At 68.8% G+C, this 23735-nt stretch carries 23 protein-coding genes and 1 other RNA gene; 15 read left to right on the forward strand and 9 right to left on the reverse strand.

What is annotated here, in order from left to right:
• Positions 1-50 precede the first annotated feature (50 nt).
• Positions 51-932 carry a fumarylacetoacetate hydrolase family protein gene (locus tag U874_RS0113445; RefSeq protein WP_025135051.1) on the reverse strand — a complete coding sequence of 294 codons (882 nt, stop codon included), beginning with the start codon at positions 930-932 and terminating at the stop codon, positions 51-53.
• 122 nt (positions 933-1054) lie between these two features.
• On the opposite strand from U874_RS0113445, the gene U874_RS0113450 reads away from it, so the two are divergent.
• A complete protein-coding gene (locus U874_RS0113450) occupies positions 1055-1426 on the forward strand; it encodes an FKBP-type peptidyl-prolyl cis-trans isomerase (RefSeq protein ID WP_029988489.1) in 372 nt (123 codons plus the stop codon).
• Positions 1427-1575: 149 nt separating this feature from the next.
• Positions 1576-3063 carry an NCS2 family permease gene (locus U874_RS0113455; protein WP_051582935.1) on the forward strand — a complete coding sequence of 496 codons (1488 nt, stop codon included), beginning with the start codon at positions 1576-1578 and terminating at the stop codon, positions 3061-3063.
• Between the two features lie 77 nt (positions 3064-3140).
• Here the strand turns inward: U874_RS0113455 and U874_RS0113460 are convergent, their stop codons facing one another.
• The 4 genes from U874_RS0113460 to U874_RS0113475 all read right to left on the reverse strand — a co-directional run bounded on the left by U874_RS0113460 (position 3141) and on the right by U874_RS0113475 (position 6880).
• A complete protein-coding gene (locus tag U874_RS0113460) occupies positions 3141-3401 on the reverse strand; it encodes a hypothetical protein (RefSeq protein ID WP_025135054.1) in 261 nt (86 codons plus the stop codon).
• A 70-nt stretch (positions 3402-3471) separates the two neighbouring features.
• On the reverse strand, positions 3472-4671 hold the full coding sequence (locus U874_RS0113465; RefSeq protein WP_025135055.1) for a PotD/PotF family extracellular solute-binding protein: 1200 nt from the start codon (positions 4669-4671) through the stop codon (positions 3472-3474).
• A gap of 82 nt (positions 4672-4753) precedes the next feature.
• Positions 4754-5620, reverse strand: a complete 867-nt coding sequence (locus U874_RS0113470) for an inositol monophosphatase family protein (RefSeq protein WP_025135056.1) — start codon at positions 5618-5620, stop codon at positions 4754-4756.
• A 9-nt stretch (positions 5621-5629) separates the two neighbouring features.
• The gene (locus U874_RS0113475) at positions 5630-6880 is read right to left on the reverse strand and encodes an ammonium transporter (RefSeq protein WP_025135057.1); all 1251 of its coding nucleotides are present in this window, start codon (positions 6878-6880) and stop codon (positions 5630-5632) included.
• A gap of 236 nt (positions 6881-7116) precedes the next feature.
• Between U874_RS0113475 and rpsO the strand changes: the two genes are divergently transcribed.
• Positions 7117-7386 (forward strand): 30S ribosomal protein S15, encoded by a 270-nt coding sequence (rpsO, locus tag U874_RS0113480; protein ID WP_025135058.1) that lies wholly within the window; start codon positions 7117-7119, stop codon positions 7384-7386.
• A 221-nt stretch (positions 7387-7607) separates the two neighbouring features.
• Here the strand turns inward: rpsO and U874_RS0113485 are convergent, their stop codons facing one another.
• Together U874_RS0113485 and U874_RS0113490 are read right to left on the reverse strand one after the other, a co-directional pair.
• Positions 7608-9002 carry an aspartate aminotransferase family protein gene (locus U874_RS0113485; protein WP_025135059.1) on the reverse strand — a complete coding sequence of 465 codons (1395 nt, stop codon included), beginning with the start codon at positions 9000-9002 and terminating at the stop codon, positions 7608-7610.
• A gap of 2 nt (positions 9003-9004) precedes the next feature.
• Positions 9005-9472 carry an Lrp/AsnC family transcriptional regulator gene (locus U874_RS0113490; protein ID WP_036058214.1) on the reverse strand — a complete coding sequence of 156 codons (468 nt, stop codon included), beginning with the start codon at positions 9470-9472 and terminating at the stop codon, positions 9005-9007.
• Positions 9473-9805: 333 nt separating this feature from the next.
• On the opposite strand from U874_RS0113490, the gene U874_RS0113495 reads away from it, so the two are divergent.
• The 5 genes from U874_RS0113495 (at position 9806) to U874_RS0113515 (ending at position 15469) form a co-directional block, all read left to right on the forward strand.
• Positions 9806-11017, forward strand: a complete 1212-nt coding sequence (locus tag U874_RS0113495) for a PotD/PotF family extracellular solute-binding protein (RefSeq protein ID WP_025135061.1) — start codon at positions 9806-9808, stop codon at positions 11015-11017.
• Between the two features lie 2 nt (positions 11018-11019).
• Positions 11020-12198 carry an ABC transporter ATP-binding protein gene (locus U874_RS0113500; RefSeq protein ID WP_025135062.1) on the forward strand — a complete coding sequence of 393 codons (1179 nt, stop codon included), beginning with the start codon at positions 11020-11022 and terminating at the stop codon, positions 12196-12198.
• Positions 12199-12211: 13 nt separating this feature from the next.
• A complete protein-coding gene (locus U874_RS0113505) occupies positions 12212-13072 on the forward strand; it encodes an ABC transporter permease (RefSeq protein ID WP_025135063.1) in 861 nt (286 codons plus the stop codon).
• On the forward strand, positions 13069-13869 hold the full coding sequence (locus U874_RS0113510) for an ABC transporter permease (RefSeq protein WP_025135064.1): 801 nt from the start codon (positions 13069-13071) through the stop codon (positions 13867-13869). The genes U874_RS0113505 and U874_RS0113510 overlap by 4 nt, the downstream gene beginning before the upstream one ends.
• Before the next feature lie 181 nt (positions 13870-14050).
• On the forward strand, positions 14051-15469 hold the full coding sequence (locus tag U874_RS0113515) for an APC family permease (protein ID WP_025135065.1): 1419 nt from the start codon (positions 14051-14053) through the stop codon (positions 15467-15469).
• A gap of 50 nt (positions 15470-15519) precedes the next feature.
• Here the strand turns inward: U874_RS0113515 and U874_RS0113520 are convergent, their stop codons facing one another.
• Positions 15520-16158: a YitT family protein gene (locus tag U874_RS0113520; RefSeq protein WP_025135066.1), complete on the reverse strand. Its 639-nt coding sequence runs from the start codon at positions 16156-16158 to the stop codon at positions 15520-15522.
• 62 nt (positions 16159-16220) lie between these two features.
• Here U874_RS0113520 and U874_RS0113525 point away from each other — a divergent pair, with 62 nt between their 5' ends.
• From U874_RS0113525 to ssrA, 7 genes are all read left to right on the forward strand, one after another.
• Positions 16221-17678, forward strand: a complete 1458-nt coding sequence (locus U874_RS0113525; protein ID WP_025135067.1) for a PLP-dependent aminotransferase family protein — start codon at positions 16221-16223, stop codon at positions 17676-17678.
• A 122-nt stretch (positions 17679-17800) separates the two neighbouring features.
• Entirely contained in the window at positions 17801-18907 is a 1107-nt protein-coding gene (prfB, locus tag U874_RS0113530) for a peptide chain release factor 2 (protein ID WP_025135068.1), read from the forward strand.
• A gap of 99 nt (positions 18908-19006) precedes the next feature.
• Positions 19007-20341, forward strand: a complete 1335-nt coding sequence (ftsE, locus tag U874_RS0113535) for a cell division ATP-binding protein FtsE (RefSeq protein WP_025135069.1) — start codon at positions 19007-19009, stop codon at positions 20339-20341.
• Entirely contained in the window at positions 20338-21252 is a 915-nt protein-coding gene (gene ftsX / locus U874_RS0113540; RefSeq protein ID WP_025135070.1) for a permease-like cell division protein FtsX, read from the forward strand. The genes ftsE and ftsX overlap by 4 nt, the downstream gene beginning before the upstream one ends.
• Positions 21253-21351: 99 nt before the next feature.
• Positions 21352-21828 carry an SsrA-binding protein SmpB gene (gene smpB, locus U874_RS0113545; RefSeq protein WP_025135071.1) on the forward strand — a complete coding sequence of 159 codons (477 nt, stop codon included), beginning with the start codon at positions 21352-21354 and terminating at the stop codon, positions 21826-21828.
• Positions 21829-21860: 32 nt separating this feature from the next.
• Positions 21861-22469, forward strand: coding sequence for a TetR family transcriptional regulator (locus tag U874_RS0113550; RefSeq protein ID WP_025135072.1), 609 nt, complete (start codon positions 21861-21863; stop codon positions 22467-22469).
• A gap of 126 nt (positions 22470-22595) precedes the next feature.
• Positions 22596-22967, forward strand: a transfer-messenger RNA (tmRNA) gene (gene ssrA / locus U874_RS15240).
• Between the two features lie 87 nt (positions 22968-23054).
• On the opposite strand, the gene U874_RS0113555 is transcribed toward ssrA, so the two are convergent.
• Entirely contained in the window at positions 23055-23510 is a 456-nt protein-coding gene (locus U874_RS0113555; protein WP_025135073.1) for an SRPBCC domain-containing protein, read from the reverse strand.
• Positions 23511-23735 lie beyond the last annotated feature (225 nt).

Here is a 23735-nt window from a genome sequence, read left to right on the forward strand (position 1 = left end):
GGGCCGCTGTCTGTTGCGCGCGGGAACCGGATGCCCGCGCAAGGGCCGGCCTAGTGGCCGGGCATCTCCGCGCGCACGCAGTGCGAGGTGAGCGTGCCGACGTTCTCGATCGTCACCGTGACCTCGGTACCCGGCTTCAGGTACAGCGGGGGCTTCCGCGAGCGGCCCGCGCCGCCGGGGGAGCCCGTCGAGATGACCGTGCCCGGCAGCAGGGTGAGCGACTGCGAGATCGACGAGATGAGCTGCGCGACGGTGCGCACCATGAACTCGGTCGTGGAATCCTGCACGCGGAGGCCGTCGACGTCGGTCGTGATGGCGAGCGCCTGGGGATCCGGGATCTCGTCCGCGGTCACCACCACGGGGCCGATGGGGGTGAAGCCGTCGAACGACTTGCAGCGCGACCACTGGGGCTCCTGGAACTGGATGTTCCGCGCCGTGATGTCGTTGATCGTGGTGTACCCGAAGACGTAGTCGAGCGCCTCCTCGGGCGTGACGTTCTTCGCCGGGCGGCCGATGATCACGCCGAGCTCGCCCTCGTAGTCGACCTCCTCGCTGATCTCGACCGGGATCGGCACCTCGCCCTCGTGGGCGCCCAGCGAGTTCGGGAAGAGGGAGAAGAGCACCGGCCCCGAATCGTTGTCGAGGCTGAGCTCGCTCGCGTGCTCGTCGTAGTTCAGCCCGACCGCGAGCACGATCGGCGGCATGATGACGGCGGGGCCGTAGGTCACGCCCGCGAGTTCCTGCCACTGCTCATTCGGCAGCTGCGCGGCGGCCGAGCGCACGGCGTCGAGCGCCTCGGGCCCCGCCGCGATGAGCTGCTGCAGCGTCGCGGCGTCGCCGCCGAGGGCGCGCACGGGAACGAAGCGCTCCTCCTGCACGACGACGAGTTCGGGGGCGGAAGCGGGGTCCAAGATCAGGTGCGCGAATCTCACCTCTCTAGGGTATCCGAACCGGGGCCCGCGATGGGCGGGCTGCCGCGGGCGAGGCGCGCGCCGGGTTCCCTCTGAGCGAACTCGGAGGCGGTGGAGGGCTCCGATCGGGGAGAATGGGGAGCATGACTGAAACACCGATGACGAAGCCGGAGATCGAGTTCCCGGAGGGCCCCGCCCCGACCGAACTGCAGATCGTTGATCTGGTGGAGGGCAGCGGCGAAGAGGCGCTCGCGAGCTCCACCGTTGATGTGCACTACCTCGGCGTCGAGTTCGACTCCGGCGAGGAGTTCGACTCCTCCTGGGGCCGCGGCGAGTCGATCAACTTCCCGCTGCGCGCGCTCATCCAGGGCTGGCAGGTCGGCATCCCCGGCATGAAGGTCGGCGGCCGCCGCAAGCTCATCGTGCCCCCGGCGCAGGCCTACGGCACCTCGGGCGGCCACCCCCTCGCCGGCAAGACCCTGATCTTCGTGATCGACCTGCTCGGCGTCAGCTAAGTCGCAACCGGACAGCGTGCGCGGGAATTCCCGCGCAGTTTCGGGCCCATCCGCTTCGCGGGTGGGCCCGTCGTGCATTCCGGCGGAAGTGCCCCGAGCTGCGGCAGGTGGTAGCGTACTCGTGTTCAGGAAACGCCCAGCTTGAGGGAATGGAGCAGCCTGTGGCAGAGGCCCAGCAGGAAACGAGTCAGCGGAGCACCGTGGAGCCGAAGGGCGGACTCGACCGCTTCTTCCACATCACGGAGCGAGGATCCACGATCGGAACGGAGATCCGCGGAGGTCTCGTGACCTTCGTGACGATGGCCTACATCGTCATCCTCAACCCGATCATCCTCTCCGGCAAGGAGGACGTCGCCGGCAACGTGCTCGAGTTCGGGCAGGTGAGCGCCGTGACCGCGCTCGCGGCCGGCGTCATGACGATCCTCTTCGGACTCGTCTCGCGCCTCCCGTTCGCGTTCGCGGCGGGCCTCGGCATCAACGCATTCCTCGCGTTCTCCGTGGTACAGGAGGTGACCTGGCCCGAGGCCATGGCGATCGTCGTGATCAACGGCGTGCTGATCGTGCTCCTGGCGGCCACCGGCCTCCGCCGCATGATCTTCGACGCGGTGCCCGTGCAGCTGAAGCTCGCCATCACCGTCGGCATCGGCTTCTTCATCGCCTTCATCGGCTTCGTGAACTCGGGCTTCGTCGACGCGACCGGCCAGTCCTCGCCGCCCGTCGGCCTGGGGCCCTCGGGCGTCGGCTTCATCGCCACCATTCCCACCCTCATTTTCGTGATCACCCTCGTGCTCACGGGCGTCCTGGTGGCGAAGAAGGTCAAGGGCGGCATCCTCATCGGCCTCGTGAGCGGCACCGTCATCGCCGTGATCGTCGAGGCCATCTGGAAGATCGGCCCCAAGTTCGGTGCCGACGGGGCCGTGAACCCCGGTGGCTGGAGCCTCACCGAGCCCGTGCTCGGCGCGAACCCCTTCGCGGTGCCTGATCTGAGCCTCGTCGGCGCCGTGAGCTTCGACTTCGGCAAGGTCGGTCTCGTCACCGTCATCATGCTCGTCTTCACGCTGCTCTTCACGAACTTCTTCGACGCGATGGGCACCATGACGGGTCTGTCGCGCGAGGCCGGTCTCGCGGACGCCACGGGCAACTTCCCCCGTATCAAGTCGGCGCTCGTCGTCGAGGGCATCGGCGCCGTGGTCGGCGGCGGCACGTCCTCCTCGTCGACGACCGTCTTCATCGAGTCGGGCGCCGGCATCGGCGAGGGCGCGCGCACGGGTCTCGCGAACGTGGTCACGGGCCTCGTGTTCCTGCTCGCGATGTTCTTCACGCCGCTCACCGAGATCGTGCCGACCGAGGTCGCTGCTGCGGCCCTCGTGATTGTCGGCGCCATGATGATGTCGCAGATCTCGAACATCGACCTGAGCGACTTCCGCGTGCTGCTGCCCGTCTTCCTGACGGCTGCGGTGATGCCGCTCAGCTACTCCATCGCGAACGGCATCGGTGCGGGCTTCGTGTCTTGGGTGCTCGTGCACGCGCTCACCGGTAAGGCGAAGCAGGTGCACTGGCTGCTCTGGATCGTCTCCGCGGGCTTCGTGATCTTCTTCGCGCGCGGACCGATCGAGTCGCTGCTCGGCGTCGCGTAGCGCGGCGCACGACGCACGTCCGCAGCTGGCTCCGGGGACCTCCCCGGGGCCAGCTGCGTTTCTGGGCACCCCGCGGTTCAGGGCTGCGGCGGTGAATCGCTCGTCTCTCGTGCGCGACGTGCGATCCACAGCGACACCGCCACTCCGGCAATGAGCACGGGGGAGATGGCGGCCACCCACAGCGCGCCGAAACCGAGCCCCACCAGCCACTCAGACCCCGGGAAGCCGCCCCCGGAAGTGCTCCAGGTGACGACCGCAAGTGCGAGCATCGTCACGACGCTCAGCGCGAACAGCAGGGACAGGATGACGAGTGCCCTGCGCAGGAGGGGAACGCTCATGACGGTCCTTTCGGTTGCCCTCCCCTCCCTGCACCCTACCCGCTCATCGGGCCGCCGCCCGGTACCGGAACTAGTTGCCGAGCACCTTCTGGAAGGCCTGCGTGTAGCGGTTGTCCTCCTCCGCGGTGAGCGAGCGCATGTCGAAGATGCGCTTGGACATCTCCTCGTCGGGGAAGATGAGGGGGTTCTCGGCGAGCTCGGGGTTCCGCTTCGCCATCTCCTCCTGCGCGCCGGCCACCGGGCAGACGTACTGCACGTACTCGGCGACCCGCGCGGCGACCTCGGGCTCGTAGTAGTAGTCGACCAGCTCGTGGGCCTGCTCGAAGGCCTGCGTTGCCCGGGGCATCGAAAACGAATCGATGAACACCGAGGCCCCCGACTCGGGTACGACGAACTTCCAGATCTCCTCACCGGCCTCCTCGTTGAGGATCGCGATGTCGCCCGACCAGCACATGCCCGCCCAGACGTTCCCCTGCTCGAGGTCCTGCGTATACGAGTTGCCCTTGACCGTCGCCACCTGGCCGCTGTCGATGTGCTGCTTCGCGACGGCGAGGGCCGCTTCGAACTCGGGATCGCCCCAGTCGCCCTCGATGTCCACGCCCTGCTCGAGCATGATGAGCGCGAGGGTATCGTCCTGCTCGGTGAGGAGGTTGACCTTGCCCGCGAGCTCAGGCGCCCAGAGGTCGGAGACCTCCCGCACGCCCTTCGGGTAGAGCTGGGTGTTGTAGACGAGGCCCGTCATGCCGGCCTGGTAGGGGATCGACCAGACCCGATCCGGATCGAAGCTCGCGTGCTTCACCATGTCGATCATGTTCGCATCGACGTTGGGCATGAGCGCGCGGTCGAACTCGAGCAGCTGATCCTGCTCGACGAGGCGTACGGTGGTGGTGTCCGAAGGGACGATGAGGTCGTAGCCCGTGTCCTGCTCGAGCTTCAGCTGGTCCTTGATCTTCGCGATGAACGTCTTGTTGTCGTCGATGTCCTCGAAGTACTCGACCGAGATGTTCGTGCGCTCCATGAACGCGTTGAGCGAGGGCCAGTCGCCCGTCTCCTCGTCGTAGTCGAGGTAGTAGGTCCAGTTGGCCCAGCGGAGCGTGCCGCCGGAGCCGTCTCCCGGCCCGCTCGGGCCCGAGCACGCTGCGAGGGATCCGGCGCCGATCAGCGCGGCGCCGAAGGCCGAGCCGCGGAGCAGCTGCCGCCTGCTGAGCTGTGCGGCGCGAGCGCGGCGGACGAGTTCCTGGACGACGGGATCGGACGTCGGGTGGGGCATGTTTCCTCCTTTGGAAACCAGCGGCGGACGGGGTCGCTGGCCCCATCCTCACACATCTCGCCCCAGAACGTAAATGCCCGTGTCAGTTTCGTTGACGTTCGGGGCCCGTGGGCTCCGCATCCGCCGTGCCGAGCACCACGTCGCGCAGCTCACCCACGAGCTCCGGGGCGGCTGCGAAGAGCAGCGGCTCACCGGGCGGTGTCGCGTCGTCGCGGCCGAGCAGCGCGCCGCCCGCCTCGCGCACGATGAGCGCCGCCGCCGCGTAGTCCCAGGGCTGCAGACCGCGCTCGAAGAAGGCGTCGAGCCGGCCGGCCGCGAACGAGCACAGGTCGTACGCGGCCGAGCCGAGCCGGCGGATGTCGCGCGCCCGGGGGAGGAGGCGCGACACCATCGCGGCCTGCTCAATCCGGCGCTCCACGGTGTAGCCGAAGCCCGTGCCGACGAGGGCGGTGGCGAGCTCCCGCTTCCCCGAGACGCGGATCCTGTGTCCGTTCAGCCGGGCCCCCGCCCCGTCCGCGGCGTCGAAGAGCTCGTCGAGCCTGGGGCAGTACACGGCGCCCGCGATCGCGCGCCGGCCGTCGGCCATTGCGCCGGGATCGGCCACCGTCGCGGCGATGCTCACGGTGTAGACGGGCAGGTCGTAGAGGTAGTTCACCGTGCCGTCGATCGGATCGACCACCCACGTGATCCCCGAGGAGCCGTCGATTCCGGCGCCCTCCTCGCCGAGGATCCCGTCCTCCGGCCGGGCCGACCGGATGGCGGCGACGACGAGCGCCTCCGCCTCCCGATCGGCCGCCGTCACGACGTCCGTGATACTCGACTTGCTCGCCGCGACGTCCACGCCCTGGGCGCGCAGCTCCTGAATGCGCCGGCCTGTGTCCACCGCGATTCTCGCGGCGAGGTCGCGGAGCGCGGTGGGGGAGGCGTCGGTCGGCTGGGGATCACTCATGCCCCGAGCCTAGCGCCGCACGCCGCCGAGCGCGGCAGGCTCGGGGGCCGCGTGCTCGGGATCGAGCGCGTACGCGTGCTCGCCGTGCGCGGCGGAGTCGATCCCGCGCTCCTCGACCGTCGCGGGGACGCGGAGGCCCGTGACTGCGCGCACGCCGAGGGCGATGAGCAGCGACACGGTGAAGGAGTACAGGAGTACGCCGAGCACCGAGATCGTCTGCACGAGCAGGAGGCCGGCGTCGCCGCCGAGCAGCAGCCCGCGCTCCGTGGCGAAGAAACCGAGGTAGATCGTGCCGAGCACCCCCGCGACAAGGTGCAGGCCGACCACGTCGAGCGAGTCGTCGAAGCCGAGGCGGTACTTCCACTCGATCGCGAGCGCGCACACTGCGCCGGCGAGGAGGCCGAGCAGCAGCGCCCAGACCGGCGCGAGGTCGGCGCAGGCCGGAGTGATGGCGACGAGCCCGGCGACGGCGCCCGAGGTCGCGCCGACCACGCTCGGCTTGCGCCCGCGCAGTCGATCCACCGCGAGCCAGCCGAGAATCGCGGCGGCGGGAGCCCCGATCGTGTTGACGAGGATCAGCCCGGCGGTGCCCGCCTGGTCCGCGGCGCCGGCGTTGAAGCCGATCCAGCCGAACCAGAGCAGCGCGGCGCCGATCGTCACGAGCGGCAGGCTGTGCGGGCGGTGCGACCCGGGCGCGAAGCCGGCGCGCTTGCCCGCGACGAGCGCGAGGGCGAGCGCCGCGGCCCCCGCGTTGATGTGCACCGCGGTGCCGCCGGCCCAGTCGATCACGTCGGCGGTGCCGAGCGCGCTGCCGAGGTTCTGGATCCAGCCCCCGCCCCACACCCAGGCGGCGACGGGGAAGTACACGAGCGTGGCCCAGAGTCCCGCGAAGAGCACCCACGGGCCGAGGCCGACGCGGTCGGCGATCGCTCCCGAGATGAGCGCGGTCGAGATCATCGCGAAGGTGGCGCCGAAGCCGAGCCCGATGAACTCGGCCGGATCGGTGTGGATGAGCCCGAGGTCGGCGGCGGGATTGCCCGCCCAGCCGGTCTCCCCATCGGCGAACGTGCTCATGCCGTAGCCGAAGAGGATCCAGAGCACGCCCACCACGCCCATCGCGCTGATGCTGAAGAGCATCATGTTCACGACGGAGCGGGCGCGCACGAGGCCGCCGTAGAAGAGGGCGAGGCCCGGGGTCATGACGAGCACGAGCGCGGCGCTCGCGAGCACCCAGACGTCGTGCGGAGTGAGGGTTTCCATGCGGGGCACCGCCTTTCCCCGGGGATCCGGGATCGTGTCGTTGCCCCAGTCTCCGCCGCCGTCGTTTCGGTCGCGTCTCCGGCGGATCTCCAAGCGGAGACGGCTGCGTCACAGCTCTGTTTCGGGCCGGTGCCGCGTGATGCTAAGATATACAGGTTGCCGTCAGAACGGCCGCGGAGAAAGAGAGCCACAGCATCCTGCTGCTGGCGCCGCGCAACAACAGGAAGGGGATCCCTATGGCACTGGAAGCAGACGTCAAGAAGGCGATCATCGATGAGTACGCGACCAAGCCCGGTGACACCGGTTCCCCCGAGGTGCAGGTTGCCATGCTCACGCAGCGCATCAAGGATCTGACCGAGCACCTCAAGGAGCACAAGCACGACCACCACTCGCGTCGTGGCCTCCTGCTGCTCGTTGGTCAGCGCCGCCGCCTGCTGGGCTACCTCCAGAACGTGGACATCACGCGCTACCGTTCGCTCATCGAGCGTCTCGGCCTGCGCCGATAAGTCCGCTGATCGCCAGCTGACTTTCTGCGAAGCGCCCGTCACCCAAGTGGTGACGGGCGCTTCTGCGTTTCCGGGAGCCGCGGCGTGCCGCGTCGTAGCGTGCCGCGGCGTGCCGCGTCGTAGCGTGCCGCGGCGTGCCGCGCCGCGTCGAGCGCACCCGGAAACGGGAACGGCCCCCTCGCCGAAGCGAGGGGGCCGTTTCTTGAGAGTCCGTGAAGAACTTAGATCTTCGAGGACGCGTCCTTCAGGACGCTGCGGAGGATGCCGCCGATCTCCGCGAACTCGGCCGGACCGATGGTCAGCGGCGGAGCGAGCTGGATGACGGGGTCTCCACGGTCGTCGGCGCGGCAGTACAGGCCGGCGTCCCACAGAGCGGGGGAGAGGTAATCGCGAAGCAGTCGGTTCGACTCCTCCTCGTTGAACGTCTCCTTGGTCGCCTTGTCCTTGACGAGCTCGATGCCGAAGAAGTAGCCCTCACCGCGCACGTCACCGACGATGTCGATGTCGAGCAGCTTCTCGAGCTCGGCGCGGAACAGCGGGCTGTTCTCGCGCACGCGGCCGTTGAGGTCCTCTTCCTCGAAGATGTCGAGGTTCTCGAGGGCCGCAGCAGCTGCCGCCGGGTGACCGGCGAAGGTGAAGCCGTGGTAGAAGGTGTTGTCCTCCGAGCTGAAGGGCTCCGACACCTTGTCCGAGACGATCATGGCACCGAGGGGGACGTAGCCCGAGGTGATGCCCTTCGCCGAGGTGATGATGTCGGGCTCGTAGCCGAGCGCCTTCGAGGCGAAGAAGTCGCCCACGCGGCCGTAGGCGCAGATGACCTCGTCCGAGACGAGCAGCACGTCGTACTGGTCGCAGATCTCGCGGACGCGCTTGAAGTACCCGGGGGGAGGCGGGAAGCAGCCGCCCGAGTTCTGCACGGGCTCGAGGAAGACAGCGGCAACGGTCTCGGGACCCTCGAAGAGGATCGCCTCCTCGATGCGGTTCGCCGCCCACTGGCCGAAGGCCTCGAGGTCGTTGGACGGAGCGCCCATCTCCTCAGCGCGGTAGAAGTTCGTGTTGGGCACGCGGTGACCACCGGGGGTCAGCGGCTCGTAGAACTTCTTCATGTCGGGGATGCCGGTGATGGCCAGCGCGCCCTGCGGGGTGCCGTGGTAGGCGACCGAGCGCGAGATGACCTTGTGCTTCATCGGCTGGCCCTTGATCTTCCAGAAGTGCTTCGCCAGCTTGAACGCCGACTCCACAGCCTCGCCACCACCGGTGGTGAAGAAGACCTTGTTCATCTCGCCGGGAGCGTAGGACGCGAGGCGCTCCGACAGCTCGATGGCGGCCGGGTGGCCGTACGACCAGATCGGCATGAAGTCGAGCTGCTGCATCTGCTTGGCCGCAGCCTGCACGATGCGCTCGCGGCCGTGGCCAGCGTTGACCACGAAGAGGCCTGCGAGGCCGTCGATGTACTGCTTGCCGGCCGCATCGTAGATGTGGTGGCCCTCAGCACGCGTGATGACGGGGATGCCGTCGTTCAGCACCTTGCGGTTCGTGAAGTGCGGCCACATGTGGCGCTTGGCCGAAGCCTGGAGCGCCGCGGTGTCAACCGCCGCAGTGGGATCGAATGACATGGTTATCTTGTTCCCCAATCGTATTTCTGTTTGGTGAGTTGGAGGTATACGAACGTCTCCGTGGCGGCGACTCCGTCGACGGCGCGGATCTTCTCGTTGAGCAGCTCGATCAGCCCGTCGTCGTCCTCGCAGACCACTTCGACGAGGATGTCGAAGGAGCCGGCGCTGAGCACGACGTAGCTGATCTCGGGCATCGCGGAGAGCCGATCGGCGACGACACGGGTGTCGCCGGAGACCCGGATACCGAGCATTGCCTGACGGCTGAAGCCGAGCCGCATGGGATCGGTGACCGCAACAATCTGCATCACGCCGGTATCCGTGAGTTTCTGCACGCGCTGGCGCACGGCGGCCTCGCTGAGACCGACCGCCTTCCCGATCTCCGCGTACGAACGGCGACCATCGCGCTGGAGTTGCTCGATGATTGCCTTCGACGTGGGGTCGAGAGCCTGCGACGTACGTTTGCTGCTCACGTCACTGATTCTTGCAGTGGAAACCTGAAAAAGCAAAGGAATCCGAAGATATGGGCGCCCATTTCTGTTGTTTTCGCCCTTCCGGGCGTGAGGAATCGCGAACTCTTCGGCCGCGCGGCCCGGGCCGCGCACGCTGAGCCTACTCCCGTTCCCGAGCGCTTCCCACCGCGCTCTTCGGGCCGGAATGTAACCGTTTCATGAAGAATTGCCCGTTCCAGAGTTTCTCTTCTTTGCATCGAGTCACTGTCTGTGACAGTCTCAGTGTCACCACCCGGCAGTGTCGCCGTTTGTGCGACTGTCGGTTCGCCTATGAGAAACCAAGGGAGATCTCTCATGGTCCGTCAGCCTGAAGACCCGATCGTACGTAATATCGTGCAGCTGCTTCGCGGCGCACAGCTCAACCGCAGGCAGATGCTGCGCGGCACCGCGGCAGGTGTCGCGGGCGCCGGTGCCCTCGGACTCGCCGCGTGCGCGCCGAACAGCGGCGGCGGAGGCGGTGCGGGCGGCGGAGAAGGCATCGCCTGGGGCAACTGGACCTACTACCTCGACTTCGACGATCAGACGCAGTCGTTCCCCTCGCTCGACGCCTTCATAGAGCAGGCCGGATTCACGGTCGACTACATCGAGGACATCGACGACAACAACACCTTCTACGGCAAGATCAAGGATCAGCTGAAGCTCGGCCAGTTCACCGGCTACGACACGATCACCTTCACCGACTGGATGAACGCCCGGCTGATCCAGGACGAGCAGATCCAGGAGTTCGACTACGCCAACCTGCCGAACGTCACCGCGAACCTGGTCGACGGGCAGCGCGACGCCCTCGACGTGGATCCGGGCCGCAAGTTCACGATCCCGTGGCAGCTCCCGGCCTCGGGCTGGGTGTGGAACACGAAGGAGGTGCCGGACGGCATCAAGACCCTCGACGACTTCCTGCGCCCCGAGCTCAAGGGCAAGGTCGTCGTGCTGAGCGAGATGCGCGACACGATGGGCATGGTGATGGCCGGGCTCGGCACCGACCCGAGCGGCGCCTGGGGCGACGCGGAGTTCGACGCTGCGCTCGCCTGGCTCGACGACGCGCTCAAGAGCGGCCAGATCGGCAACGTGAAGGGCAACAGCTACACGCAGGACCTCATCCGCGGGGACGCGCTCGCCGCGATGGCGTGGACGGGCGACGTGATCATGCTGAACACCGAGAACGACAACCAGTGGACCCTCGAGATCCCCGAGTCCGGTGGCATGATCGCGGCCGACTCGTTCACCGTGCCGAACGGCACCACGGCCGAATCGAAGGCCAAGGTCGAGGAGCTCATCAACTACTACTACGACCCCGAGGTCATGGCCGAGGTCGCGGACTACGTGACCTTCGTGCCGCCCGTGAAGGGCACGCAGGAGGCGATGCGGAAGGTGAACCCGGAGAACGCCGACAACCCGCTCATCTTCCCGAGCGAGGAGGACTGGAAGCACCTCCACACGTTCCGCACACTGTCGGCCGAGGAGGACAAGAAGTACTCCACCGCCTTCCAGAACGTGCTGGGGCTGTGACCATGGCAGAGCACGGTACCTTCGCAGACTCCGGCGCCGACCTCGAGCTGGTCGGCATCCAGAAGCGCTTCCCCGGCTTCACGGCTATCGAGCACCTGGACCTCACGATCCCGGCCGGCTCGTTCTTCGCCCTGCTCGGCCCCTCGGGCTGCGGCAAGACGACCACCCTCCGCCTCGTGGCGGGGCTCGAGGATCCGACCGAGGGGCGCATCCTCATCGGGGGCACCGACGTGAGCGCGCTCAAGCCGCACAAGCGTCCGGTGAACACGGTGTTCCAGTCCTACGCGCTCTTCCCGCACATGACGATCCTCGAGAACGTCGCGTTCGGGCTGCGCCGCCGCCGGATCGGCGACGCGGTGGGCAAGGCGCACGAGGCGCTCCGGCTCGTCGAACTCGATCACGTCGCCGACCGCAAGCCGGCGCAGCTCTCGGGCGGCCAGCAGCAGCGCGTCGCGCTCGCCCGCGCGATCGTGAACCGGCCGGCGCTCCTCCTCCTCGACGAGCCGCTCGGCGCGCTCGACCTGAAGCTGCGCCGCCAGATGCAGCAGGAGCTCAAACAGATCCAGCAGGAGGTCGGGCTCACCTTCCTCCACGTCACGCACGACCAGGAGGAGGCCATGACCATGGCCGACACTGTCGCGGTGATGAACAAGGGCCGGATCGAGCAGATGGGCGCTCCGGAGGAACTGTACGAGCTGCCGCGCACGGTCTTCGTAGCGAACTTCCTCGGGCAGTCGAACCTCTTCCAGGTCGAGGTCGCCGGCGGCACGGACCAGGTGATCCACACGGACCTCGCGGGCACCAGGCTCTCGGTGCCCCGCGCGCGGAGCCAGCGGGACTCGGGCTCGATCACGATCGGCGTGCGCCCGGAGAAGCTCACCCTCACGACCGCGCCGCCCGCGCCGGACGCCGGCCGCAACGTCGTCGGCCCCGGGCGCATCACCGACGTGTCGTTCATCGGCGTGAGCACGCAGTACACGGTCGAGGTCCCCGGGTCAGGCCCGCTCCAGGTGTTCGCGCAGAACCTGCAGGCCGGTCCCGCCGCCCGCCTCGGCGACGAGGTCTGGCTGAGCTGGCTCACCGAGCACACCTTCGGACTTGCCGACGACCGCCTCGACACGGGCGCACTCACCACCGAGGACTCCACCCGGGCGATCGCCGCCCAGGCGGCGCTCGGGTAGCGAGGGGGACGACATGGCCTTCACCGCATTCTCGGGGAACACGCAGGCCGTCGAGCAGGCCCCGCGCAAGCGGGGCTGGATCGCGCTGATCCTGCTCGCCCCAGGCATCGCCTACATGCTGCTGTTCTTCGTGGCGCCGTTCGTGCAGCTCGCCATCACCTCGCTCCAGGCCCCGGCCGACAGCGGGGGGATCGGGCAGTACGTCGCCGCGCTCCAGTTCTCGAACTACTGGGCCGCGCTCCAGGAGTACTGGCCGCACCTGCTGCGCTCGTTCATCTACGCCATCGTTGCGACGATCATCGGGCTCTGCATCAGCTACCCCGTCGCCTACCTCATCGGGGTCAAGGTGCGCTCGCGGCCGATGCTGCAGGGCATCCTGCTGATCCTCGTCGTCGCACCGTTCTTCATCAGCTTCCTGCTGCGGACGCTGGCGTGGAAGTCGATCCTGCCGAGCGAACTCGTGGGGACGCACTTCTCCGTGATCTTCGGCCTCGTGTACAACTTCATCCCGTTCATGGTGCTGCCGATGTTCTCCTCGCTGCAGGCGCTCGATCTGCGGCTGCTCGAGGCGGGATCGGATCTCTACGCCTCGCCGATCACAACGTTCCGGCGGGTCACGCTTCCGCTGTCGATGCCCGGTGTGGTCTCGGGGACGCTCCTCAGCTTCATCCCGATGTCCGGCGACTACGTGAATGCGTCGCGTGAGTTCCTCGGTGGGACCTCGACGACGATGATCGGCAACGTGATCGAGTCGAACTTCCTGCAAACGCAGAACTACCCGATGGCGGCGACGCTGTCGATCATCCTGATGGTCGTGATCCTCGTGATCGTCGCGACCTATGTGCGCAAGAGCGGGGCGGAGGATCTGCTGTGAAGGGCTTCTCACTGGGCAAGGCGTTCGTGCCGGTCGTCGCATCGATCGCGCTCATCTACCTGCTGATCCCGATCGTCCACGTGATCGTGTTCTCGTTCAACGATGCGGGGCGCAACAACATCCTCTGGCGGGGCTTCACGCTCGACAACTGGCAGAACCCCTGCGGGGCGCCCCAGGTGTGCACGGCGTTCGGCAACTCGATCCTCGTCGGCGTCGTCGCGACGGTGATCGCGACGGTGCTCGGCACGATGATCGCGCTCGCGCTCGTGCGGTACCGCTTCAAGTTCCGCTCGACGATCAGCCTGCTGCTCTTCACGCCGATGGCGACCCCCGAGGTCGTGCTCGGCGCCGGCCTCGCGGCGCAGTTTCTGCTCGCGGGCGTGGAGAAGGGCCTCGGCACGATCATCCTCGCGCACACGATGTTCTGCATCTCCTACGTGGTGGTGGCGGTGAAGGCCCGCGTGGCGAGCCTGAACCCCGCGATCGAGGAAGCGGGGCGGGATCTCTATGCCTCGCCGGGTCAGGTGTTCTGGCGGATCACCCTGCCGATGCTCATGCCGGGCATCATCGGGGCGGCGCTGCTCAGTTTCGCGCTGTCGTTCGACGACTTCATCATCACGAACTTCAACTCGGGCACCGCGACGACCTTCCCGAAGTTCATCTACGTCTCGGCGCTGAAGGGCGTTCCGGCGCAGGCCAACGTGCTCGCCTCGATCGTGTTCTTCGGGGCGCTCGCGCTCGTGATCATCGTGCAGATGGTGAACATCAACAAACAGAAGCGGCTCCAGCGCCAGTAGAACGGCGGAGCGCGACGAAGCCGCCCCCGGGGCGCCGAAGAATCTTCGGCGCCCCGGGGGCGCTTTTGCGCCGGGGGGAGCAACAGGGGGAGGATGAGTGCCGGCGGGATCGGATCCTGCCCCACCATGTCGCAGCGAGGCGCAGAGGCCCCGTGCGACCCTTGTTTCCTGAGGAGAGCACATGACGAAGACGTTGATGCCGGCCGCAAAACGCGGTGGATCCCTGAAGCGCAACCTCGGTCTCTGGGCCATCGTCGGTCTCGGCCTCGGGTACATGACCCCGACCGTCGTCTTCGACACCTTCGGCATGGTCGCCCGCGACACGAACAACGTCGTGCCGCTCGCGTACCTCGTCGCACTCATCGTGATGGTGTTCACGGCGGTCAGCTACGGCAAGATGGCGGGCGCCATCCCGAGCGCAGGCTCCGCCTACACCTACGTGAAGGAGTCGATGCACCCGAACGTCGGCTTCATGGTCGGCTGGACGTCGCTCATCGACTACATGCTGCTCCCGATGGTCAACTGCCTCATCATCCGCAGCTACCTCGAGGCCGTGTTCCCCGGGATCCCCGGCTGGATCTGGGTCGTGCTTTACTGCGTGCTCGTCACGGGCGTCATCTACCTCACGATGCGCGGCACCTCGAACGTCAACATGATCCTCCTCGTCTTCTCGATCATCGTCATGACGGTCTTCGTCGTCATGGTCTGGGCGCAGCTCGCGGGCGGCGAGGGTGTCGGCTCGGTCGCCTCGATGCAGCCGTTCATCCACGACGGGGTCACGATGGGCGCGGTCCTCATGGGCGCCACGATCGTCTGCTTCTCCTTCATCGGCTTCGACGCCGTGACCATGTACGTCGAGGAGGCCAAGAGCCCGAAGATCGTTCCCCGGGCGATCCTCCTCACCGTCGTGCTCGGCGGCGCGATCTTCCTCATCGCGGGCTACTTCACCCAGCTGCGCTTCCCGGACTGGGAGGTCTTCGCACCGGGCGGCGACATGCAGTACGTCGAGGACTCGACCCTGCCGCTCATCGGCAACTTCGTCGGTGGCCCCGTGCTCCAGGCCGTGCTCACCGCCGCGGGCTTCGCCGCGACGCTCGCCTCGGGCCTCGCCTCGCACGCCTCGGTCTCGCGCATGCTCCTCGTCATGGGCCGCAACAACGTGCTCCCCAAGCGGTTCTTCGGCTACATCAACCCGAAGACTCACACGCCCACGTTCAACATCGTGCTCACGGGCGTCGTCTGCCTCCTCGCGATCGCGTTCACGCTCGAGATGATCGCCGCGTTCATCAACTACGGCGCGCTCATCGCCTTCACCTTCGTGAACCTGTCGGTGATCGCCTGGTTCGCGATCCGCCAGGGCCGCCGGAAGACCCCGAGCGACATCTTCAAGTTCATCGTGATGCCGGGCATCGGCACGGCGCTCACGGGCGTACTGTGGGCAAACCTCCACCCGGACGCCCTCATCGGCGGCGTGATCTGGACCGTGATCGGTCTCGCCTACCTCCTGTTCCTCACGAAGGGCTTCAAGCGCAAGGTCGCCGGCTTCGACGAGAGCCAGCCCGTCACGGGCTACAACAAGGTGCCGGTCGACCAGGACTGATCGAGCGGGCCGCGGGGAGCCGCGGCGGTGCGACGGGACGGCCCGTCGCCTCAGGCGGGGAGCGCGATCTCCCCGGAGGAGGCGGCGGGCCGTTCCGCGTCCCGCGCCGCGCGGCGGCGTGCGGGATCGAAGAACGGCAGCGTGATCCCGCACAGCGGTCCGATGAGGAGCGCGAAGGCGACCGTGCCGAGGCCCACGTTGCCCCCGAGCAGCCAGCCGATGAGCAGCACCGTGAGCTCGACGCCCGTGCGGCCGATCCAGAGCGGCGTGCCGAAGCGTGCGTGGATGCCCGTCATGAGGCCATCGCGCGGCCCGGGGCCGAGGTGCGCGCCGATGTAGATGCCGCTCGCGACGGCGAGGAGCACGAGGCCCGTCGCGAAGAACGCGATGCGCGCCCAGAGCGCCTCGGGGGCGGGGAGGAGCCACAGGCCGAGATCGATGCCGGGGCCGACGAGCAGGATGTTGAGGATCGTGCCGAGGCCGGGGCGCTGGCGCAGCGGGATCCAGAGCAGCAGCACGCAGAGGCCGATGATGTTCGTGAGGATGCCGATGCTGAGTCCGGTGTGCAGCGCGACTCCCTGGGCGAACACCGTCCACGAGTCGACCCCCACAGCGGCGCGGATCATGAACGCGTCCGCGATGCCGTAGAGGAGGAGGCCGGGGATGAGGCGGGAGAGTCGTGCGAGCATGCTGACCAGTCCAGTTCATTTTGGCCTGGTGATCAAGAGGCCAATCTGCCTATAGTGGCCCCATGATTGCGCAGCGCCTCTCGGCACACCGGCTCTCCCAGTTGCTCGGGGAATGGCGCAGCCCGAGCCCGGGTGCGGGCTCGGCGGCCGGGCACCGCTACGAGGAGCTCAGTGAGAGCGTCGGCCTCCTCGTGCGCGACGGCGCGATCTCGCCCGGCACGGCGCTCCCCGCCGAACGGCCGCTCGCCGAGACGCTCGGCGTCAGCCGCACCACCGTGGCCGCGGCCTACCGGCTGCTCCGAGAATCCGGCACCGCCGTCTCCCGCCAGGGCTCCGGCACCGTGGTGCGCAGCCCCCGCCCCCTGCCGCTCGCGGGAGAGGCCGCCGAGGGCGCGCGCATCGACCTGTCGACGGCCTGCCCCGCGGGCTGGGAGGGGCTCCCCGCTCTCGGGGAGCGCGTGCTCGGCGAGTTCCCCGGGATCTTCGCGCACCCGGGCTACGACACGCTCGGCCTGCCCGAGCTGCGCCGGGCGATCGCCGACCGCTTCGCCCGCCGCGGCCTGCCCACGGCGCCCGAGCAGATCATGGTGACCCTCGGCGCGCAGCACGCCATCTTCCTCCTCGCCCGCACCCTGCTCGGCCGCGGCGACCGCGCCCTCATCGAATCGCCGAGCTACCCGCACGCGCGCGAGGCGCTCGCCGCGACGGGCGCGCTGGTCGCCGAGCTCCCCGTCGGCCACGGCGGCGTCGACGAGCGGGCCGTGCTCGACATCGCCGCCCGGGTGGCACCCCGGCTCGCCTACCTCATCCCCGATCACCACAACCCGACGGGGCTCAGCATGCCGCGCGAGCTGCGGGGCCGGCTGATCCATGCGCTGAGCGCGGCCGGGAGCCACGTGATCGCCGACGAGACGACGGCGGAGCTCGTGCTGGGTGGTCCCCGGCTCGTCGAGCCATTCGCCGCCGCGGCCGAGCTGCCGCACCAGGCCGACGCGATCATCACGGTCGGCTCCCTCGGCAAGACCGTGTGGGGCGGGCTCCGCATCGGGTGGATCCGGGCGGCCCCCGAGCTCATCGCCCGGCTCGAGTCGGCCCGGCGCGTGAGCGATCTCGGCACCGGAGCGTGGGAGCAGGCCACGGCGGCGCTCGCGCTCGAGCAGTACGACGAGATCCTCGCCGACCGCAGCCGGGAGCTCACCGCGAAGCATCGGGTGCTCACCGCCGGCCTCGGCGCCCGGCTGCCCGGCTGGGCCGCGAGCGCCGCGCAGGGCGGCGTGTGCCTGTGGGTGGACATCGGCGAACAGCGGAGCTCCGCGCTCAGCCGAGCCGCGGCCCGGCACGGCGTTCGGCTCACGCCGGGCCCGCGCTTCGGCAGCCCCGGCGTCTTCGAGCGCTTCCTGCGCCTCCCGTTCACCGCCCCCGAGGACGAGCTCGTCGCCGCGGTCGAGGTGCTCGCCGAGGTGCGCGGCACGGCCCCGGCCGCCGCGCCGATCCTGCACGGGGCCGACGCGGTGATCTGAAGGGCCGACGCGGTGATCTGAGGGGCTGCCTTGCCGGGCCGCGCCGGGTCGCTCGGGCGGATCCCGGGAGGGGAGCGGAATTGACGGTGCCGGGGCGCCGGAGCGCGGTAGACTCGAGGATCATGCTCGAACTTGATTTCAGCGCCCGCATCCGCTCGCTGCGCGCGACCTACGCCGACATCGCCGCCGTGATCGACCTCGACAAGCTCGATCGGGAGATCGCCGAGCTCGAGGAGCAGGCCGCGGCCCCCGACCTCTGGGACGATCCGGCAGCCGCTCAGCAGGTGACGAGCGGGCTCTCGCATCGCCAGGCGCGCGTGAAGCGCGTGCGCGGCGTCGAGGCGCGCCTCGACGACCTCGAGGTGCTCGTCGAGCTCGCGCTCGAGGCCGAGGACGAGGACTCCGCCCGCGAGGCGACGGAGGAGCTCGCCGCGCTCGAGGCCGTCGTCCAGGACCTCGAAGTGCAGACGATGCTCTCCGGCGAGTACGACGAGCGCGCCGCCGTCGTGACGATCCGCTCGGGAGCCGGCGGCGACGACGCGACCGACTTCGCGGAGATGCTGCTGCGCATGTACCTGCGCTGGGCGGAGCACCGCGGCTACCCGACGAAGATGATGGACACGTCCTACGCGGAGGGCGCCGGCATCAAGTCGGCCACCTTCGAGGTCGACGCGCCCTACGCCTTCGGCACGCTCTCGGTTGAGGCGGGCACACACCGGCTCGCGCGCATCAGCCCCTTCGGCTCCGCGGACAAGCGCCAGACGAGCTTCGCCGGCGTCGAGGTGATCCCGCTCCTGGAGGAGGCCACGGAGGTCGAGATCCCCGAGAACGAGATCCGCGTCGACGTGTACCGATCTTCGGGTCCCGGTGGCCAGTCGGTCAACACGACCGACTCCGCGGTGCGCCTCACGCACATCCCGACGGGCATCGTCGTGTCGATGCAGAACGAGAAGTCGCAGATCCAGAACCGCGCCGCCGCGATGCGCGTGCTCCAGACGCGCCTGCTCCTCCTGCAGCGCGAGCAGGAGGCTGCGAAGAAGAAGGAGCTCGCGGGCAGCGTCACCGCGAGCTGGGGCGACCAGATCCGCTCGTACTTCCTGTACGGCCAGCAGCTCGTCAAGGATCTCCGCACCGGCCACGAGTCGTCGCAGCCCGACGCCGTGTTCGACGGTGATCTCGACGGCTTCATCGCGGCCGGCATCCGCTGGCGCTCGCTGAACAAGGACTAGTCGCGGCGGGGGATCGGCGCGTCCGAAACCGAGAGGTCCCTGCGTGTCCCAGCGCGCCTGCCGCATCCGCCCACGCGAGGGGCGTAGGGTCGAGGCGTCATGATCCTCTTTGAGAACGTCACCAAGAAGTACCGGGGCACCGCGAAACCCGCACTCGACGGGATCGACCTGCAGGTCGATCGGGGCGAGTTCGTCTTCATCGTGGGCGCGTCCGGTTCGGGCAAGTCGAGCTGCCTCCGGCTGATCCTGCGCGAGGACCAGCCGAGCAGCGGCAAGATCCACGTGCTGGGGCAGGACCTCAGCAAGATCTCCTCGCGGAAGGTGCCGTACTTCCGGCGCAACCTCGGCACGGTCTTCCAGGACTTCCGCCTGCTCACGAACAAGACCGTCTACGACAACGTCGCGTTCTCGCTGCAGGTCATCGGGAAGTCGCGCGGCTTCATCCAGGAGGCCGTGCCCGACACGCTCGAGATGGTCGGGCTCGCCAGCAAGGCGAAGCGCTTCCCGCACGAGCTCTCGGGCGGCGAGCAGCAGCGCGTCGCGATCGCCCGCGCGATCGTGAACAAGCCCGCGATCCTCCTCGCCGACGAGCCGACCGGCAACCTCGACCCCGCGACGAGCCTCGGCATCATGCAGCTGCTCCGCGCGATCAACGCCGCGGGCACCACCGTCGTCATGGCGACGCACGAGGCCACCTTCGTCGACATCATGCAGCAGCGCGTGGTCGAGCTCTCACAGGGCGTCGTCGTCCGCGACGAGGTCGGCGGCGGCTACGGTGAGACCGCCTCGATCCCCGTCGCGGATCTCTCCGCGGCCGGGGTGCAGGTGCTCCGCACGACCGAGGCGGTCGTGCGCGCGGCGCTCGCGCCCGAGGAGATCGCGCGCGCGGCAGCGGCGGCCACTGCTGGGGCAGCAGCCCTCGCGGGCGGCGCGGCCGCCGCGGAAGGGGCCCCGGGCGCCGACGGCGCAGCGGATCCCGGATCCGAGGCTGCCGCGCAGGCACCCGCCGCGGCACCCGCGACGGATCCCGCGACGGATCCCGCCGCGGTTCCCGCGGCAGATCCCGCGGCGGCGCCCACCGAGGCGGCGGACGCCGGGCTCGATGCCCATGACCCCGAGACGCTCCCCGCGGTCCCCGGGATGCCGCCGGTGGCCCCGTCCGCGGCGCCGCAGGCACCGGAGCCCCGGGCTCCCGAAGCCTCCGTGTTCGAGCAGCCCGAGCCCTTCGGCCCGGCCGACGAGGAGATCGACGGCACCGACTTCGACCAGACGGTGCGCGCCGATGGCGGCCCGCAGGCGAAGCGGATCCCCGCCTTCCTCGATCCGGGGCGCCCGCTCGACCCCGTGGAGATGTCCGAGACCGGCAACCTCGCCGCGCATCTCGGGCTCGACCGTAACGATGACGATCAGACAGATGTGGGGCCGGTTCGATGAGAGTGGGGCTCGTTCTCGGCGAGGTCTGGAATGGCCTGCGCCGCAACATGTCCGTGGTGATCTCGGTCATCCTCGTGACCTTCGTGTCGCTCACCTTCGTGGGCGCCGCGATCATCATGCAGCTGCAGGTGCAGCAGATGAAGACGTTCTGGTACGACCGCGCGCAGGTGGCCATCTACCTGTGCACGGACGCCGACCAGAGCGCGACCTGCTCCGGCACGGACGCGGGGGAGGAAGAGATCGCCGCCGTCGAGGCCGCGCTCGAGTCCGACACGCTCGCGCCCTACGTCGAGGACTTCTTCTTCGTGACGCACGAACAGGCGTACGAGGAGTTCACGAAGCAGTTCGAGGGCAACCCGATCGTCGACATCACGAAGCCCGAGCAGCTGAACCAGACCTACTGGGTGAAGCTCACGGACCCCTCGCGATCCGACATCATCACCGAGACCTTCACCGGGATCCCGGGGGTGCAGAGCGTCTCCGATCAGCGCAGCCTGCTCGACCGCATCTTCCTGTTCCTCGGCGTCGCGAGCTACACGGCGATCGCGATCGCGGGGCTCATGCTCGTCGCGGCGATGCTGCTCATCTCGACCACGATCCGGCTCTCCGCGTACTCGCGCAGGCGGGAGATCGGGATCATGCGCCTCGTCGGCGCGTCGAACCGCTTCATCCAGACGCCGTTCATTCTCGAGGGCATCATCTCCGCGCTCATCGGCGCCGTGCTCGCGAGCGCGGCCTCGGTCGCGGTCGTGAAGTTCTTCGTGCAGGGCTTCCTCGTGAAGGAGGTGCCGTTCACGAGCTACATCACGGTCGAGCAATCGCTCATCGTGCCGCCGATCCTCATCCTCGTGGGCGTCGTGCTCTCGGCGATCGCGGCGAAGATCGCCATCACCCGCTACCTCCGCGTCTAGCGCCGCCGCTGCGGGGCCCGCTGGCCCCGCGGCGGGCGCTCCGCTAGGCTGGATCCTTGCGCGCGCTCGGCGTGCACCACCCCGAGAGAGGATGTGACCATGCCCAAGGAGACCGGCGAGAAGCTGATCGCCTCGAACAAGAAGGCCCGGCACGAGTACCACATCCTCGATACCTACGAGGCGGGCATGGTGCTCACGGGCAGCGAGGTGAAGTCGCTGCGCATGGGGCGGGCCTCGCTCGTCGACGGCTACGTGTTCATCGAGCGCGGGGAGGCCTGGCTCGACGCTGCGTACATCCCCGAGTACCTGAACGGCTCGTGGACGAACCACGCGCCGCGCCGCAAGCGCAAGCTCCTGCTGCACCGCCAGCAGATCGACAAGCTCTACCAGAAGACCCGCGAGGGCGGCATGACGATCGTGCCGCTGCGGCTCTACTTCCTCGACGGCCGCGCGAAGGTCGAGATCGCGCTCGCGAAGGGCAAGAAGGAGTACGACAAGCGGCAGACGCTCCGCGAGCGCCAGGACGGCCGCGAGGCCGAGCGCGCCATGCGTGAGCGCAACCGGATGGGCGAGTAGCTCGTGCACCGCGCGGCGAGGCGTCGGGCCGCGTGACGACGCCCGAGCGCGCACCGCGCGTGCGCAAGGACCCGGACGAGCGCCGCGAGGAAATCCTCGAGGAGGCTTCCCGGATCGCCCTCGCCGACGGGCTTGAGCGGATCACGCTGCGCGAGGTTGCCGCCGGTCTCGGGGTGCGCCCCGGGCTGATCGGGCACTACTTCCCGGCGGTTGGCGAGCTCGTCGGTGCAGCGTTTGCCCGCGCCGTGTCGCGCGAGCGGGATCGCCTGTTCGTGCCGGGCTGCACCCCGCGCGAGCGGCTCGCCGAGTTCGTCGCGCGCGTCGAGAGCGCGGAGGCCCGCGCGCTCGGCCGGCTCTGGTTGAACGCCCGGCACCTCGCGCGCTTCCAGCCCGCGCTCGCCGATGCCATCGCCCAGCAGGAAGCGCTCGACGAGGAGCGGCTCACGGCGCTCATCGATGCCGGGAACGCGGCGGGGGAGTTCCGTGCGCCGGACCCGGGCGCCGCCTGCATCCGGATCTGGATGGCCGTCGACGGGCTCGGGGCGTACGCGAACAGCCCGGCCGTGCTCGACGAGCCCGCCTACGGCGGCTTCGTCGCCGACGTGTGCCGCTGGACGCTCGGTCTCGCCGATCCGCTCTGAGCGGACTGGGCCGGCGGGCATTTCGGCCCCCGCGGTGCTAGAATGAGTGTTCCGGCGTTCGCGCCGGGTGACAATTCCAGAGTGTGATGTGAACACCCCAGGTGTGCGCCGCCCGCGGCGACACAGGGGGCCGATCGGTTTCGACACGTCGATTTGAGACTGTGAGAAGCGGGTCGAGGACGCGGAGTTATCTCGTTAACGCCCTTCGCAACCAATAGGTGCCACTTCTAAGCGCACCGACTTCGCTCTCGCTGCCTAAGCACGAGACCGAGTCCGTCAGGCCGGGTATGCCTTCGCCCCGGTTTCCTGGCGTCATCTAGAGGGCTTGCTCGCACGTCGCGCCTCAGGGCGTGTGGGGACTTTTTCTGAGGCTGGGCCTGTCGCATGAGGTGTTCGTGACAACGTGCGGGGCCGAGTAGAACGCTTGCACGAACTACACCCGTAGAAGGCATGGAATCATCGAAGTGGACCGGGGTTCAATTCCCCGCGGCTCCACCAGTGTTCGCATCACACGAGGAAACGTCGACGGCCCCGGATCACCGATCCGGGGCCGTTTCTGTGTGCGCTCGTTGCCGGCGCTCCGGGCTACGCGGCGTCCTCGGCGATGCGCAGCACCTCGTCGATGAACGACTGCCAGCCGTCGAGGGTCGCGAGCTTCTGCTCGTGCGGGAAGTCGGGCGTCTCCTGGGTCAGGTGAATCGACGCGCCGCCGTCGGCCGGCATGATCGCGATGGAGACGGGCACGGGGTTCGCGTCGCTCTCCGGCTGATCGGTGAGCGTGAAGGTGAGCCGGTGCGGCGGATCCACCTCGACGAACCGGCCGATCCAGTCGATCGTGTTGCCGTCGGGCAGGATCATGGTGGCGGCCCAGTCGCCGCCCACGGTCGCGTCGAAGCGCAGCCGCTCGGCGGGCACCTCGACGTCGGGGCCGCCGAACCAGCGTGCGAAGGATGGGGCCTCGCTGAAGGCCGCGAACACGGCGTCGGGCTGAGCGGCCGTCGTGCGGTCGATCTCGATCCCGGTCGCGGTGACTCCGGTCATGGTGTGCTCCGATCGTCGAGGTGCGGGCGGTGCCCGGCGGGCGATGGCCCGGTGCTGCGAGCATAGCGCGTGCCGGGGTGTACTCAGGCGAGGATCGGGCGCCCGGTCCGTGCCCCGAGCTGTGCCCGCTCGCCCCGCACCGTTCGCCCCCGCACCGTTCGCCTCGCCCCGCTCGCCTCGCCCCGCTCGCCTCGCCCCGCACCAGATTCGGTCGAGTTTGATCCG

The sequence above is a fragment of the Leucobacter sp. PH1c genome (assembly GCF_000633415.1).
GTDB lineage: Bacteria > Actinomycetota > Actinomycetes > Actinomycetales > Microbacteriaceae > Leucobacter.

Bases quoted from the DNA above. Each gene is read 5' to 3' on its own strand.
- U874_RS0113465 (WP_025135055.1), bottom strand. From the start codon at position 4,671: ATGCCCCACCCGACGTCCGATCCCGTCGTCCAGGAACTCGTCCGCCGC.
- U874_RS0113515 (WP_025135065.1), top strand. From the start codon at position 14,051: ATGACGAAGACGTTGATGCCGGCCGCAAAACGCGGTGGATCCCTGAAG.
- ftsE (WP_025135069.1), top strand. From the start codon at position 19,007: ATGATCCTCTTTGAGAACGTCACCAAGAAGTACCGGGGCACCGCGAAA.
- U874_RS0113455 (WP_051582935.1), top strand. From the start codon at position 1,576: ATGGAGCAGCCTGTGGCAGAGGCCCAGCAGGAAACGAGTCAGCGGAGC.
- U874_RS0113485 (WP_025135059.1), bottom strand. From the start codon at position 9,002: ATGTCATTCGATCCCACTGCGGCGGTTGACACCGCGGCGCTCCAGGCT.
- U874_RS0113460 (WP_025135054.1), bottom strand. From the start codon at position 3,401: ATGAGCGTTCCCCTCCTGCGCAGGGCACTCGTCATCCTGTCCCTGCTG.
- U874_RS0113495 (WP_025135061.1), top strand. From the start codon at position 9,806: ATGGTCCGTCAGCCTGAAGACCCGATCGTACGTAATATCGTGCAGCTG.
- U874_RS0113475 (WP_025135057.1), bottom strand. From the start codon at position 6,880: ATGGAAACCCTCACTCCGCACGACGTCTGGGTGCTCGCGAGCGCCGCG.
- U874_RS0113470 (WP_025135056.1), bottom strand. From the start codon at position 5,620: ATGAGTGATCCCCAGCCGACCGACGCCTCCCCCACCGCGCTCCGCGAC.
- ftsX (WP_025135070.1), top strand. From the start codon at position 20,338: ATGAGAGTGGGGCTCGTTCTCGGCGAGGTCTGGAATGGCCTGCGCCGC.
- smpB (WP_025135071.1), top strand. From the start codon at position 21,352: ATGCCCAAGGAGACCGGCGAGAAGCTGATCGCCTCGAACAAGAAGGCC.
- prfB (WP_025135068.1), top strand. From the start codon at position 17,801: ATGCTCGAACTTGATTTCAGCGCCCGCATCCGCTCGCTGCGCGCGACC.
- U874_RS0113450 (WP_029988489.1), top strand. From the start codon at position 1,055: ATGACTGAAACACCGATGACGAAGCCGGAGATCGAGTTCCCGGAGGGC.
- U874_RS0113555 (WP_025135073.1), bottom strand. From the start codon at position 23,510: ATGACCGGAGTCACCGCGACCGGGATCGAGATCGACCGCACGACGGCC.
- rpsO (WP_025135058.1), top strand. From the start codon at position 7,117: ATGGCACTGGAAGCAGACGTCAAGAAGGCGATCATCGATGAGTACGCG.
- U874_RS0113520 (WP_025135066.1), bottom strand. From the start codon at position 16,158: ATGCTCGCACGACTCTCCCGCCTCATCCCCGGCCTCCTCCTCTACGGC.
- U874_RS0113500 (WP_025135062.1), top strand. From the start codon at position 11,020: ATGGCAGAGCACGGTACCTTCGCAGACTCCGGCGCCGACCTCGAGCTG.
- U874_RS0113525 (WP_025135067.1), top strand. From the start codon at position 16,221: ATGATTGCGCAGCGCCTCTCGGCACACCGGCTCTCCCAGTTGCTCGGG.
- U874_RS0113505 (WP_025135063.1), top strand. From the start codon at position 12,212: ATGGCCTTCACCGCATTCTCGGGGAACACGCAGGCCGTCGAGCAGGCC.